Genomic DNA, 12,982 nt, shown 5'->3' with positions numbered 1-12,982 from the left:
CGTTCACTGCCGATGCGGGGCCCCACTCCAGTCGGGCTACGCCCTCCCTGCGTGAGGCCCCGCATCGGCGATACAACACGGCAACCGGCAGAGGCTCCACTTATCCAACGCCAAAAACTGTCTGAACAATCCCGGCCAGCTCTCCTGATCATTACGGGTCCATGCGGTATCGGCAAATCATGGCTCGCTTGCGCCTTGGGTCAAAAAGCTTGCAGAGATGATTATTCCGTCCTCTACAAACGCCTGCCCCGAATGTTCTCCGAATTGGAAATGGGTCGCGCCGATGGCCGTTACCCGCGTTTGTTTCGCGCCCTGACAAAACCAAACGTGCTGATCCTCGACGATTGGGGCCCGGAAAAACTCAACGCTGATCAGCGCCGCGATCTTATGGAAATCGTCGAAGAGCGTTACCAAAACGCCTCGATCCTGATCACCAGCCAACTGCCCGTCGATAAGTGGCACGACGTCATCGGCGAGCCCACCTTCGCCGACGCCATCCTCGATCGTATCGTCCACAACGCCCACAGGCTCGATCTCGACGGACCCTCAATGCGAAAGACCATGGCCGCCAAAACCATTGACCAGACCTAAGGAAAATGACATCAACAAATTACCCAACGGCGTCGATCACGCCGCCAAAAACGAGCCCAGGATAAAGTGGCCGTTTTGGATCGGAATGGGTGGCCGCTTTCCGTCGGAATCAGTGGCCGGTTTCATCGGAATGCGCATGTATGAGCATGACCACCTCCCTTCTTTATGGACAAGATCATACTGTCGCGCACAATATCAAATATCTCCCTAATTATTTTAAATTGTAAATTTTTATCATATATCATTCTTTGCATAATTGCCGTTTGCGTCAAATTCCTTACTAAGTTTTTATAGTCAAATTCAATAGAATACCCGGCCCCTTTGTTTCCATACCCTCGCCATTGGCTCAACAAATCGGCTTCTTCACAAAAGCAACAAACATATCCCTCTAATAGATGGATACCCTCAATATATCTCATAACAGATTCAAGGGCACACCTAATATCTTCATTATCTGTTTTTTGTAAATACTTTTCATATACGTTTCGGCAAATATCAACACCATAAACAAATTCTGAATAATCATTTAGAAATTTAATGTGCGTTGCCCATAGCTGTCCGGACTGAATAATACCAGTTAGACCTACAGCACTAGTATAATGGTATAAATTTTTTGGCCAATAAGGGTATATATCTTTAGAGAACTTATCAGATAAATACATATTTACCCCAAATGAATGAGGTATATCCAAGACCTTCCCCCTTTGTAATCCCCTAAGCATTTTAAAACCATACAAATAATGGTGCGGGCAGCCGGACTTGAACCGGCAAGACCAATAGGTCGGCAGATTTTCTTACCAACAGAGCTGGCCGGGATTGTTCAGACAGTTTTTGGCGTTGGATAAGTGGAGCCTCTGCCGGTTGCCGTGTTGTATCGCCGATGCGGGGCCTCACGCAGGGAGGGCGTAGCCCGACTGGAGTGGGGCCCCGCATCGGCAGTGAACGTCATGCTGCCACCGCCTGGGGCTGGTTGTCAAAGTAGATCCTATCCGGCGGCACCCGACCGAGGCTCGAATGTGGCCTCTTGCCATTGTAGAAGTCAAAATAGCGGCCGAGCGAGGTCCGCGCCTCGCCAACGCTGTCGTAGGCCCGAAGATAGACCTCCTCGTACTTCACCGAGCGCCACAGCCGTTCGACAAAGACGTTATCCCGCCAAGCTCCTTTGCCATCCATGCTGAGGGCGATGCCGTTGTCCAGCAGCAGGCCGGTGAATGGGGCACTGGTGAACTGGCTGCCTTGGTCGGTGTTGAAGATCTCCGGCTTGCCATACTTGGCCAGCGCGTCTTCGACCGCTTCCAGACAGAAATCCACGGTCATGGTGATCGACACCCGCCAAGACAGAACCCGGCGGCTGCACCAGTCGAGCACCACACAGAGATAGACGAACCCCCGCGCCATGGGGATGTAGGTAATGTCCATCGCCCATACCTGATTGGGACGCAGGATGGGTAGGCCGCGCAGCAGGTACGGATAGATCTTGTGTCCCGCTGCTGGTTTTGACGTGTTTGGTCGCCGGTACAAGGCCTCGATCCCCATGCGCCGCATCAGCGTGATGACATGATCGCGGCCGATCTCAACGCCCTCGTTGCGCAGGAAATCGCGCAGCATCCGGCTGCCTGCGAACGGAAAGTCCAGGTGCAATGCGTCGATCCGACGCATGATGGCCAGATCGGCGGCAGACACCGGTCGGGGCTGGTAATAGAGGCTGGCGCGACTAAGCCGCAGCACCTCCGCCTGCCGTTTCAGCGGCAGGGCATGGTCACGGTCGATCATCGCTTTACGCTCAACATGCCGGCCTTGTCGAGCGCACCGGCCAAAAAATCATTCTCCAACGTCAATTGGCCGATCTTGGCATGCAACTCCTTCAGATCAACCGGCACCGTCGCCTGGGATCGGCTCGCGCCGAAAACCCCCGATGCCCCCTCCAGCAATTGCCCTCGCCAGGTCGTGATCTGGTTCGGATGCACATCAAACTGCTGCGCCAACTCGGCCAGCGTCTTGTCTCCCTTGATCGCCGCCAAAGCCACCTTCGCCTTGAAAGCCGCTGTGTGGTTCCGCCGTGTACGCTTCGTCATGGTTCCTCCCGATCAACGGCATCATCGCCGCTCTCAGGCAGAAAATCCACTTAACCCCCTGTCTGAATTTCCCAGGCCACCTCTAACTACAACTTTCGTTGCCACCTTTCGGCGTTTGTGGTCTGGACTTTCTCTTCACCATAGCATCGCGCATTAGGTGCTGCCCGTCAAGTCTCTACACCTTCCCGCGAGAGGGGCTTGGCTCGAAATTGACACTGACCATGCCTTTAAGAATGGTGCGGACGGCGGGACTTGAACCCGCATGACCCAAAGGTCGAGAGATTTTAAGTCTCTTGTGTCTACCGATTTCACCACGTCCGCGAATCGTTTGGCATGATAAGCGGGCGAAGCGAGGGGGTCACCCCTGTTGATCAAAAAACGGCTTGTCGTAGACGATGATGTGATCGGTGAGCCAGAAGCGCACGAAATCGCGCATCAAAACGCGCGCGTCTTCCATGCTGGGTTCCTTGCGGAAGCGTTCGATGGTGCGGCGCAATTCGGCCAATAACCGGGCGTGGTCGCGGATGTGAGCCTGGGCGATGGCCGGGCTCACCTTGCCGAGTTGGTTTTCCTCATGCTCGAAATGAATTTTGGTGAAGCCGTAGATCTGCATGAAGCCGTCGAGAAATACCGTCTGGTCCATGTTGTCGGAAAGGCTGTTATAAAGTCGGTTCAGCAGATTGACCAGGGCCAGATGATGTTTGTCGATCGCCTCGTCATGGACCAGCAGGGAATCGTCCCAGGAAATCAACACATCCACCGGACTCTGGTCCAGAACCGCCCAATATTCCTGATCGCCGAGCAGTTCATGCTCGAAAACAGTCCGTTCCGCTTCGTCAATGAATTGATACATGAAGTCTTCACCGGGCGTATCGGCCAGCTTGGTCATTTGGCGGATGATGAAATTATGGTCGCTTTCGTGGCGTTCCCATCCGGCGAAACCAGCCGAACGAATGATGCTGATTTCAGTCTCAAAATGATCCTGTAACTGACTGATAAACAGATTTATTGCTGTTTTGAAGGTGTCCATGTCCTGATCCATGATCCAGGCATGGGACAACCTGCTGACCAAGCGAGAGAGTTCCGCATGGTGACGGTCGATGATCGCATTGCCGCTTTGCGGAAAAGTCTGACTGATACTCACGGCGACAAGTCTCCAGGCTACAAGGGCACAATTCCATACTCTTGATGGCCCACGCTAGGGTGGAATTACTCCCCCTGTGCTTCCCCTCATGGGCATGGACTATATGAAAAAAGCCGCGCGTTGTCCTGAAAAAAAATGCTTATTGGAATTAATAGATATAGTGATGGACTTCAGGTCATTGCCCGTAGTGGGATTTGTGGGCTACAAGGGGAGCTCGACAGGAGGCAAAGGGGTCGGACTGTTTCGGCCCCAACGAAAAGGGGAAGGGAACCATGAACGGATTTTTGAAGCTGATTTTCGCCCTGGTGCTGTTGGCCGTGGGGGCTGCCGGCGGTCTGCTGGTCGCCATGAACTCGTTCGAGATCAAGCAGACGGTGGTCATGCAGCAGGTCGCCGAGGGGCTGACGCCGGAGGATATCGAGCAGTCCTTGATGTCCAAGGCGGCCGAATTGAACATGAAATTCGTCGGCCACCAGCCGCTGTCCAAGGAGTTGAACAGTCGGGGCGTGGAGTCGCGGCAGCTTGATATCTACCAGTTCTGCAATCCCGAGGATGCGCGCAAAATGGTCGATGTGGACATGAGCTTCGCCGCCTATATGCCCTGCCGGATCATTCTGGTCGAGGACTCGCAGGGGCGGTTGTGGCTGGAGATGCTTGATCTGGACTTGATGATTCAGTTCGCCAAACTCGAAGGCGAGGTCCTGGAGATCGCCGTGCGGGTGCGCGATACCCTGACCGAGATCATGAATTCCGCCGCCAAGGGTGAATTCTGAGTATTCACACCCCTAAAGGCCAAAATAAAATATTTTATCAGTTGAGAGGGGCTTCGCGTGGCGAGGTCCCTCTTTTTTGTGTTAGACTTGCTGCTGTTCGGAGGAGTGCCCATATAAAAATAATACAGTAATACCGACATCATTTTAGGAGGTTTTACAAAATGCACAGGAAAATCATACCGGACATTGTGTCCTATCAGACGGCCTGCGCCCTGAGTCCCTCGGACAGCGCCATGGCTGCCGCAGAATGCATGTTGGCGCGCAACGTTGCCGCCTCGGTGGTCGTCGAGGAGGGCAAGCTGGTCGGCATCGTCACCGAGCGCGACCTGACCCGCAAGGTTCTGGCCGCCGGAATGGACGCCCGCAACACGCCGTTGCGGGATATCATGACCCCCAATCCCGATACCCTGGCGCCCGACGACTCGGCCTATAGCGCCCTGCGTCTGATGCAGACGCGGCACGTGCGACACCTGCCGGTGGTCGAGAACGGCCAGGTGGTGAGCATGGTCTCGATCCGTGATCTCTATGCCGCCATCACCGACGAGCTGGAGCACGATATCAAGGAAACCGAAGCCTATGTCTTTGGCGACCGCTACGGGGCCTGAGCGATGATCCTCAGGGCCTCGCGGGCGGCGGAGTCGAAGTCGATTTCGCCGCGCGCGACCCGGGTCAGCAGCGCTTCCCAGGTTTCGTTCCGGCTGTCGCGCAGGGCGTCGGTGAGGCGCTGACCGGCCAGCCCGGCGAGCAGGTGGCGGGTGCGGGCCTGCGGGTCGAGGCCGCGCGGGTGGGCTGTCAGCCAATCCCCGTGCGCGTCGATGGCTTCGACCAGTTCGGCCACCCCAGTGCCGTTGACGGCGCTGGTGATCCGCACCGGCGGGCTCCATTCGGCCCCGGTCATGGCCACCATGTCGCTCAGTTGCGCCGCCGTGGCCTGGGCCATCGGCTGGTCGGCCTTGTTGACCACCAGGATATCGGCAATTTCCAGAATGCCCGCCTTGACCGCCTGAATGTCGTCACCCATGCCCGGGGCGAGCACCACCAGACGGGTCTGGGCCAATCCGGCGATTTCCACTTCCGACTGACCGGCTCCGACCGTCTCGACGATGATGATCTCCCGGCCCGCCGCATCCATTACATCGACCACCCGCGCGGTGGTCCGGGACAGGCCGCCCACATGGCCGCGCGAGGCGAGGCTGCGGACGAAGACGCCGGGATCGCCCGCATGATCGGACATGCGCACCCGGTCGCCGAGCAAGGCCCCTCCGGAAAGCGGGCTGCTCGGGTCCACCGCGACCACGCCGACGGTGCGCCCCCGTTGCCGGTAGCGACCGACCAGGGCGGAGACCAACGTCGACTTTCCGGCCCCCGGCGACCCGGTGACGCCGATCACCCGCGCCCGGCCCAAATGGGGCTGAATCGCCGCCAGCACCGCCTGGGCGTCTGCGGTTTCGTTTTCCACCGCCGTGATGGCGCGGGCCAGGGCGGCGCGGTCTCCGGTGGTCAGGGCGGGCAGCCAACTGGGGGTCATGCCAATGTCTCCAACAGGCGGCGCAGGGCCTCGGTGCCGCCGTCCGGGCTGTCCGGATCGACCAGGGCCACCGGCAGGGGCAGGGATTCGTCGAGAGTCACCCCGACCAGGACGATCCCCCGGGCATCCTCCTGCAAGGCCACATCGGCCAATTGGTCCGCCGGCGGCATCCGCCCCAGATACACCACCTCCAGGCCGCCGTCGCGCAACGCCGAAGCCAAGACGCGCAACGCCGGATCATGATCATTACGCCCGGCCAGCAGCAGTTTGAGGGGAAGAGGGGACATGGGGGCTCCGAAGATTGTTCAACCCATTTTAGCGAAAGGGTGGTCGGAGGGCGAGGTCATTGGACCTCCCATCCCCATTCGTCCCGAGGAATCTCCGCCATCATGTCGGCGAAACCGTCCCAGGTGGGACCGCTGGGGTCGATATCCGGGTCGAGCAGGACCCGAAACCGGACGACCTCCTTACGAAACAGGCCGCCCGGAGTGCGTGGCTTTTCGAAGACCAAAGCGCGGCGGGCGTCGGGTTTGACATGGGGGGGGGAAATCCTCGGCCACCTGCACCATGCGCCGGTCCTCGGCGATGCGGATATATCGCGGATGTCCGTCGCGGGATTCCCATTGCCTTGCCGCTGCGACCAAGGCATCAATTTCCGTCAGCGTGAAGGCGGCCCGCCCGGCCGGATCGCAGGCACAGGCGGGACCGCTGATTTGGCGGACCATCAGCCGGGATAGTCGTAGGTCACGATGTCCTTGGCCCGGCGGCAGATTTCGCGCCCGTAATCGGTCCACAGCCCCTGGCCCCAGTAGCGATAGCAACTGGTCTGACTGCTCATCAGGTGGAACAGCGCCTTGCGGTAACGGTTTTCGTTGGTTGGGCTGTTTTTTGCCAGCACCCGTTCGTGGAAGGCGCTGCTGGCTTCCTCCATCGGGCCGAGCACATTGTCGTAGCCGCGCACCCAGGACAAATCGTTGGTCCAGGAGCCACCATCCATGTGGAAGCGGTGATCTTCCTTTTTGCAGGCCTCGATGACCTTGGCCAGTTTGTCCGGGCCGTCACCCGGCTTCATGCGATCCCAGATCATTTTCTGGAATACCGGCTGGGCGGCGGGCAGGTCGGCCTCGCCGATCCCGATGGAGGCCAGATATTCGAGATATTCCGACGGATTGACCATCGGCGTGCGGGAGCCCGAGGCTTCGCGCGCCACCTCCATGAACTTGCCGGGGAATTCGTTCATCATGACGCCGCCGTTCTCGCCGTCGGCAATCTGGGTGACCATCGGCGGCACCGATTTCCCGGCCAGATCCCAGCGCTCCAGGCTCAGGGCCTCGTAATAGGGCTGCATCTGGGCGACCAGCTTGGTATCGGAACCCTGGGTCTTGACGATGGCGATGATGCTCGCCGTCTCGCCCTTCGAGTTGGTGCAATCCAACCGGTGCGGCAGATGTTTCTGTTCCGGTCCCCAGCCGTTGGCCGGTTGCTCGATGGTATGTTCCTGCACCAGAACCCACTGATAGCCGCAATCGCGCAAGGTCTTGACGAATTCATAGGCCACGTCCGGGTGATTGGGCAGGGCCATTTCCGAAGGGGAAAAACCGCGCAACCGCTTCAGGGCATCGAGCCCGAACAGGGCGGCGAAATGATGCTGCCAAGCCTTCACATGCAGCCGATAGTCCTGGGCCGGAGTGGAGGGGGCCACCGCATGGCCCCAGGGCATCCCGAGCCATTCGACGCAGCGGGCGTAGTCCGGGTTGACGGTGATATTCTTCAGCGCATCGAGGACGTCATGGGCGCCCATCTGGCGCAGGCCATGGAACAGGGTGCCGGAATATTCCAGCATGATGCGCGGATTGTGACCCTCGCCCACGAGCTGTGGGATGAACTCCCCGATCCGTTTGTAGCACCACTGGAATCCGGGGGCGTTGTGATTATCGCCGATGTCCTGATGTCCCATCATGTCTTGCAGATTGCCGATGATCTCGGCGGTTTGCAGATCGCTGCCCCCCGCCGGGATCAACGGCTGGTGCATATGCAAGGCATTGGCGCAGCAGGATTTGATGGCCCCGAAATCGATGTGGCTGCTGGGCAGGAACGCAAAGTCGCGGCTGTCGGCGAGGGCCTTCTCGATGGTCGCTTCCTGGCCCGCGATATTGGGCAGGCCATCCACATATTCAGGCATGTGGGTCATGGGGGGCAGTCCTCCGAAGGGTTATTTGTGGCGGATGTGGTGATAGACGTCGATGTAATGTCCGGCCGGTTTGGTCCAGGACAGATCCTGTTTCATGCCGTTTTCGATGATCCAGCGGAACGCCTTGGGGTGATGGTTCCATAGGGCGATGGCGCGGTTGAGGGCTGATTCCACCCCAGGCGGGTCGGCCTGATGAAACACATAGCCGTTGCGATCATCCTGGGGGCGCTCCGAATAGTCCCAGTCGAACACCGTATCCACCAAGCCCCCCACATCGCGCACGATGGGCACCGTCCCGTAGCGCAGGGCGATCATCTGGGTCAGGCCGCAGGGCTCGAAGACGCTGGGCACCACCATCATGTCGGCCCCGGCATAGATCATGTGTGCCGCTTCTTCGTTGAAGGTCAGTTCCAGGTGACAATCCGGATTGTCGTTGATGTGGTTTTTCAGATCCTGGAATTCCCGCTGAATGGCCGGGTCGGGGCTCGATCCCAGAAGCACGAACTGCGCCCCATGGGCCAGCGAATGGAACAGCGCATGACGGATCAGCGGCAGACCCTTTTGCTGATCCAGTCGGCCCACGTAGGCGACGATGGGGCGGTAGGAGTCCTGAAGCATGAAGCGGTCGCGCAGGGCTTTTTTGTTGCCGTACTTACTATCAATATCCTGGGCGTCGTAGGGGCAGTGAATCAGCGGATCGGCGGCCGGATTCCACATCTCGTAGTCGAGGCCGTTGAGAATGCCGCCAAACCGTCCCTGGTGGATATGCAGAGCCTCGCCGAGGCCGAAACTCTGGTCTGTATGACGCACTTCCCAGGCGTGATTGGGCGATACGGTGGCGATGAAGTTGGAATAGACGATGCCGCCCTTGAGGAAGTTCAGGAAGGTCGGGTTGAAATCGCCCATGCGCTGGGGATCGAAATAATACTCGGGCCGACCCAGGCCGGTGGCGCGCAGGATTTCCGCGCCTTCGGTGCCCTGATGCTTGAAGTTGTGGATGGTCAGGCAGACCCGCAGATGCTCCAACCCGTGGTGGGCATAGATCTCGTAGAGCAGGACCGGAATGAGGGCGGTCTGCCAGTCATGCGCATGCAGCACGTCCGGGCGACGACCGCTCTGCAACAGGAATTCGAGGACCGCCTTGGAAAAGAAGGCCCAGCGGAAGGGCTCATCCCTGAAGCCGTAAAAACCGCCCCGATAGAAGTAGTTGTCCTCCGAGTGGGGCTCAATGAACAGACAGTTTCGACCGTGCACCTCGCCGGCCAGCACCGAACAATGGACGGCACCCTCGTACCAGGGAACCCAGAGGTCCGGCCGTTCCATGCGCAGATTGTCGATATGCTCGGTGCCCAGGTTGTCGTATTTGGGCAGGATGATTTCGACGTTGTGGCCCTGCGCCGCCAAGGCCGCGGACAGGCCATAAACCACGTCGGCCAGCCCGCCGACCTTGGCGATGGGGGCGCATTCCGAAGCCGCCATGACGATATCCAGGCTGGCTTTTGGGGGCGGGGGCGCGGCCTTTGCCTTGGGCGCGGCCTTGTGGCGGGGTTTGCGAGGCGTCGTTGTCATGGAGTCTTTCTGGAGGTCATTCGGGATGGATCAGGCTGTCGGCTTGTTTCAGGTGCGACAGGGCTACATCCAGGTCGGCTTCGCAGCGCGCCACCCAGGCCTCGCCCCAATAGACATTGCAACTGGTCTCGGCGCGCAGCAGATGCCACATGGCCTCTTCCAATTCCCGATGCAGGGCCGGGTCTTGCAGTCCCTTTTCGTAGGTGGTCCAGCGGGCGTCGTGAATGTTCTTGCTGATTTCCGGCAGTCGGGCCAGGGCGGCCTTCTGGGCCTCGGAGCCGGTCCATTGCAAGAATCCGTGCCCATGATGCCAGCCGGTGTTCCAGGCGCCGGTCCCGACGTTCACCTCGCCGTGGGTGCCGAAGCGGTCGATATAGTCGTCGATGAAGGTCGGGCGGATGGGGCCTTTGTCGGCGCGCGCTGATTCCATCAGAGGTTCATAGAATGCCCCCCAGAAGTTGGACCCCCAGGTGGTGTTGCGGAACCAGCCGCCGTTGTCGCCGTCGGTGCAGGTGGTGACCAGCGGTTCGAAATCGCACCAGCGGGTGCGTTCGACCAGTTCGTTTTCGAACCAGCCGAAATCCATGCCCGATTCCTGGGCGTCGGAGAGGTCCCGGTCGCGGACCACGACAACGATTTCTTCCCCCTCAAAACGGGCCACATGGGGGCGATAGCGCAGATCCTGCCAGGACATGGGGTCGCCGACCGGAGATACATGATCGCTGTCCACCAGCACATAGCGATAGCCCATGCGCTTGAGCAGCGGGATCAGTTCCATGGAGAATCCCATCTCGGGCGGCCAGAAGCCATTGAATCTGTCACGCCAGAACAGATGCCCGGCCAGCCCCTTCCAGCGTTCCAGATGTTCCTTGCGATCGGCTTCGGGGATCAGCGGCAGCACCGGGTGATAGAAGCCGGTGCCGAGGATATTGATGATCTTTTCGTTTTGCAGGTGCCACAGCAGCGCCCCGCAGTCGACCATTCCATAGACCCGTTCCTGGAAGGCGGCGTTGGACAGGGTTTCGAGCAGTGTGCCCGACAGCGACAGATGCACCCGGCCCACATCCTCCCAGCCCCACAGGGCGCGGGGAATGCGGTCCATGGAGAACAGGATTTCACGCGCCTCCCAGTTGGCCTCATCGAGCAGATGCTCGAGATTGCCGGAGGGCTGATGCAGATTGAGAACCAGGGCGTGATGAATGGTGGTCATGGCTCCCCCTTTCCAATGCGGCGGAATCATCGCATGATTCCGTCTGTTATGGCATTACATATTTTGCCCGTTCTCCAATGCCGTCAACATCGGTGCCAGATGATCGCGGTACTTTTCCCACCGACCGCTGGAACTTGTGAAGACCTTTTGCCGGGCCTGCCACTGGCTGGCCGTGCGAATGGGGCCTTGCGGGGACTTTTCCGCCGGAGTCCCCTCCAGGCCGCAGCGTTGGTAAAGCAAGGCGCTTTGGCCCGCCGGGTCGGCGACCAACTGGTCGTAGTCCACGCGAACGAGTCGACCGGGCAGGGCGCTTGACCAATGCGCCATGAAACGGCTGAAGCGGGCCATGTAGGTTCCGATTTCCGCCAAGTCGTAGCTGAACAGGTTGCCGCGGGCGAACATCTGCTGAAACAGCGACAGCCCCACATCGGGCAGGTCACGGGTGCAATAAATGATCGGGGCGCGTGGAAAGGTGATTGCGAGCAGGGGCAGATGCAGGGCATTGAGCGGCAGTTTGTCGGTGAAGCGACGGCTGCCTTCCGGTTGCGCCCGCTCAAGATAGGTTTCAGCCAGACTCAGCCAGCCGGAGTCGGGAAAGCTCTCGAAGCCCTTGGGATAGGGGTGGTCGATCCCCGATTGTTCGAGCGTTCGCAAGAGTGCGCGCTCGAATTCCACGAGTTCGCCCCCCGCCGTAATCTCGGGATGGCGGGCCAGAATCTGTTCAACCAGGGTGGTGCCGGAACGCGGCAAACCGACGATGAACAGCGGCGCGTCGGACGGGCTGCCCAGGGCGGCCAACCGTTGAATCCGCTCGGCCGGAAAGGCCGCCTCGATGCGCTCCATGTAGTCCATGTCGGAGGCCACGTCATAGCCGATTTGAGGGCGATAGAGGGCGTTGGCCTCCGTCCAGCAGGCCATGGCAAGATCGGCCTCGCCGCGATCATCATGAGCCTTGCCCAGAGCGAACAGGGCCGGGGAACGGATCTGCGGCGGATTTTGTGCCTCGGCCAGATCCCGCAGCGGCGCGATCAGGGAGTCATCCTCGGCAAAACGGGTGATCAGGGCCAGCCGCAGCAGGCACACCGCATGTCGGGGGTCGCGATGCAAGGCGATGGTCATGGCCTGCCGTGCGGCATCGAAGTCGCCCGCCTCGGCCAGCATCTCCCCGAGTCGGAAATGCGCCTCCGCCCAATCCGGGAAATCCTCGGCCAACCGCCGGGCCTCGGCCAGGGCGTCGTCGTGACGCCGGGTATCGGCGAGCAACCCGATCAGGGCAAGGCGCGCCGATGGGCCGACTTTCTGCTGCGAAGCGATGCGGCGCAGCACCGGTTCGGCCTGTTTCGGGCAGCCGATTTGGATCAGACCTTGGGCCAGTCCCAGCAAGGTGGCCGGATCGTCGGCGGCGCGGGCCAGCGCGGCCACGAAGGCCTTCTCGGCGGCCAGTGGTCGGCCCCGCTCGCGGCAGGCATGCCCCAGGCTGGAGTAGGGCAGAACCCACTCCGGGGCATAGATGGCGGCCCGCTGGAAATAGCCGATGCCCTCATCAAGCCGTTTTATCCGTTGTTCCACCTTGGCTTCGGCCAGTTGGCAACAGGCGACTCCGGCCAGATTGAGTATTTCCGGATCATTGGGGGCGCTGCCCAGAGCCTTGACGCAATGACGCAGGGCCTCGCCAGACGCGCCCCTGGCCAGTGCCTTTTGGGCCTGTTCGAACAGCTTGCGCAGCGGACGGGGACGGTCGGGCATAAAGGGGGAACTCCGATTATTTTTTGTTGCTTCTATTTAGACCCTATCGGATGTCATGAAAAGCTCATGGCCGATGCGGCTGGACGAGACCGTATCCTATAGCTTATAACAGCAAAATCTAAATAAGGCCGGTCAAGGGCCTGACTCATTCCGTA

At 59.7% G+C, this 12,982-nt stretch carries 13 protein-coding genes and 1 tRNA gene; 3 read left to right on the top strand and 11 right to left on the bottom strand.

Annotated elements, in window-relative coordinates:
• The first annotated feature begins 12 nt into the window (after positions 1-12).
• Positions 13-591, top strand: coding sequence for an ATP-binding protein (locus ACYQ1P_RS13435; protein WP_460020845.1), 579 nt, complete (start codon positions 13-15; stop codon positions 589-591).
• A 122-nt stretch (positions 592-713) separates the two neighbouring features.
• Here the strand turns inward: ACYQ1P_RS13435 and ACYQ1P_RS13430 are convergent, their stop codons facing one another.
• The 4 genes from ACYQ1P_RS13430 to ACYQ1P_RS13415 form a co-directional block, all read right to left on the bottom strand.
• On the bottom strand, positions 714-1,283 hold the full coding sequence (locus ACYQ1P_RS13430; protein ID WP_460020844.1) for a DUF2971 domain-containing protein: 570 nt from the start codon (positions 1,281-1,283) through the stop codon (positions 714-716).
• Between the two features lie 253 nt (positions 1,284-1,536).
• A protein-coding gene (locus tag ACYQ1P_RS13425; RefSeq protein WP_460018929.1) for an IS3 family transposase occupies positions 1,537-2,666 on the bottom strand; the annotation gives its coding sequence in 2 pieces (ribosomal slippage) (positions 1,537-2,405 and positions 2,405-2,666; 1,131 coding nt in all).
• Positions 2,667-2,900: 234 nt separating this feature from the next.
• Positions 2,901-2,987: transfer RNA gene (locus ACYQ1P_RS13420), tRNA-Leu, on the bottom strand.
• A gap of 37 nt (positions 2,988-3,024) precedes the next feature.
• Positions 3,025-3,810, bottom strand: coding sequence for a hemerythrin domain-containing protein (locus ACYQ1P_RS13415; protein ID WP_460020843.1), 786 nt, complete (start codon positions 3,808-3,810; stop codon positions 3,025-3,027).
• A 272-nt stretch (positions 3,811-4,082) separates the two neighbouring features.
• Between ACYQ1P_RS13415 and ACYQ1P_RS13410 the strand changes: the two genes are divergently transcribed.
• Both ACYQ1P_RS13410 and ACYQ1P_RS13405 read left to right on the top strand, forming a co-directional pair.
• Complete coding sequence (locus ACYQ1P_RS13410; RefSeq protein ID WP_460020842.1) at positions 4,083-4,583, top strand: DUF302 domain-containing protein; 501 nt, start codon at positions 4,083-4,085, stop codon at positions 4,581-4,583.
• Positions 4,584-4,744: 161 nt separating this feature from the next.
• Positions 4,745-5,188, top strand: a complete 444-nt coding sequence (locus ACYQ1P_RS13405) for a CBS domain-containing protein (RefSeq protein WP_460020841.1) — start codon at positions 4,745-4,747, stop codon at positions 5,186-5,188.
• Here ACYQ1P_RS13405 and meaB read toward each other — a convergent pair.
• From meaB to ACYQ1P_RS13370, 7 genes are all read right to left on the bottom strand, one after another.
• Positions 5,176-6,111 (bottom strand): methylmalonyl Co-A mutase-associated GTPase MeaB, encoded by a 936-nt coding sequence (gene meaB, locus ACYQ1P_RS13400; RefSeq protein WP_460020840.1) that lies wholly within the window; start codon positions 6,109-6,111, stop codon positions 5,176-5,178. The two genes, ACYQ1P_RS13405 and meaB, sit on opposite strands and share 13 nt — an antisense overlap.
• The gene (locus ACYQ1P_RS13395; protein ID WP_460020839.1) at positions 6,108-6,398 is read right to left on the bottom strand and encodes a hypothetical protein; all 291 of its coding nucleotides are present in this window, start codon (positions 6,396-6,398) and stop codon (positions 6,108-6,110) included. The genes meaB and ACYQ1P_RS13395 overlap by 4 nt, the downstream gene beginning before the upstream one ends.
• 180 nt (positions 6,399-6,578) lie before the next feature.
• Positions 6,579-6,836 (bottom strand): hypothetical protein, encoded by a 258-nt coding sequence (locus tag ACYQ1P_RS13390; RefSeq protein WP_460020838.1) that lies wholly within the window; start codon positions 6,834-6,836, stop codon positions 6,579-6,581.
• Entirely contained in the window at positions 6,836-8,302 is a 1,467-nt protein-coding gene (locus ACYQ1P_RS13385; RefSeq protein ID WP_460020837.1) for a hypothetical protein, read from the bottom strand. The genes ACYQ1P_RS13390 and ACYQ1P_RS13385 overlap by 1 nt, the downstream gene beginning before the upstream one ends.
• A gap of 21 nt (positions 8,303-8,323) precedes the next feature.
• A complete protein-coding gene (locus ACYQ1P_RS13380) occupies positions 8,324-9,871 on the bottom strand; it encodes a glycogen synthase (protein ID WP_460020836.1) in 1,548 nt (515 codons plus the stop codon).
• 16 nt (positions 9,872-9,887) lie between these two features.
• Positions 9,888-11,081, bottom strand: a complete 1,194-nt coding sequence (locus ACYQ1P_RS13375; RefSeq protein ID WP_460020835.1) for a hypothetical protein — start codon at positions 11,079-11,081, stop codon at positions 9,888-9,890.
• A gap of 54 nt (positions 11,082-11,135) precedes the next feature.
• Positions 11,136-12,827: a tetratricopeptide repeat-containing sulfotransferase family protein gene (locus ACYQ1P_RS13370; protein ID WP_460020834.1), complete on the bottom strand. Its 1,692-nt coding sequence runs from the start codon at positions 12,825-12,827 to the stop codon at positions 11,136-11,138.
• Positions 12,828-12,982 lie beyond the last annotated feature (155 nt).

The sequence above is a fragment of the Magnetospira thiophila genome, from assembly GCF_054657015.1.
Note: the sequence above shows the minus strand (reverse complement) of the source record. Positions and strands in the feature narration are given on the sequence as shown.

Bases quoted from the DNA above. Each gene is read 5' to 3' on its own strand.
- ACYQ1P_RS13435 (WP_460020845.1), top strand. From the start codon at position 13: ATGCGGGGCCCCACTCCAGTCGGGCTACGCCCTCCCTGCGTGAGGCCC.
- ACYQ1P_RS13410 (WP_460020842.1), top strand. From the start codon at position 4,083: ATGAACGGATTTTTGAAGCTGATTTTCGCCCTGGTGCTGTTGGCCGTG.
- ACYQ1P_RS13405 (WP_460020841.1), top strand. From the start codon at position 4,745: ATGCACAGGAAAATCATACCGGACATTGTGTCCTATCAGACGGCCTGC.
- meaB (WP_460020840.1), bottom strand. From the start codon at position 6,111: ATGACCCCCAGTTGGCTGCCCGCCCTGACCACCGGAGACCGCGCCGCC.
- ACYQ1P_RS13395 (WP_460020839.1), bottom strand. From the start codon at position 6,398: ATGTCCCCTCTTCCCCTCAAACTGCTGCTGGCCGGGCGTAATGATCAT.
- ACYQ1P_RS13390 (WP_460020838.1), bottom strand. From the start codon at position 6,836: ATGGTCCGCCAAATCAGCGGTCCCGCCTGTGCCTGCGATCCGGCCGGG.
- ACYQ1P_RS13385 (WP_460020837.1), bottom strand. From the start codon at position 8,302: ATGACCCACATGCCTGAATATGTGGATGGCCTGCCCAATATCGCGGGC.
- ACYQ1P_RS13380 (WP_460020836.1), bottom strand. From the start codon at position 9,871: ATGACAACGACGCCTCGCAAACCCCGCCACAAGGCCGCGCCCAAGGCA.
- ACYQ1P_RS13375 (WP_460020835.1), bottom strand. From the start codon at position 11,081: ATGACCACCATTCATCACGCCCTGGTTCTCAATCTGCATCAGCCCTCC.
- ACYQ1P_RS13370 (WP_460020834.1), bottom strand. From the start codon at position 12,827: ATGCCCGACCGTCCCCGTCCGCTGCGCAAGCTGTTCGAACAGGCCCAA.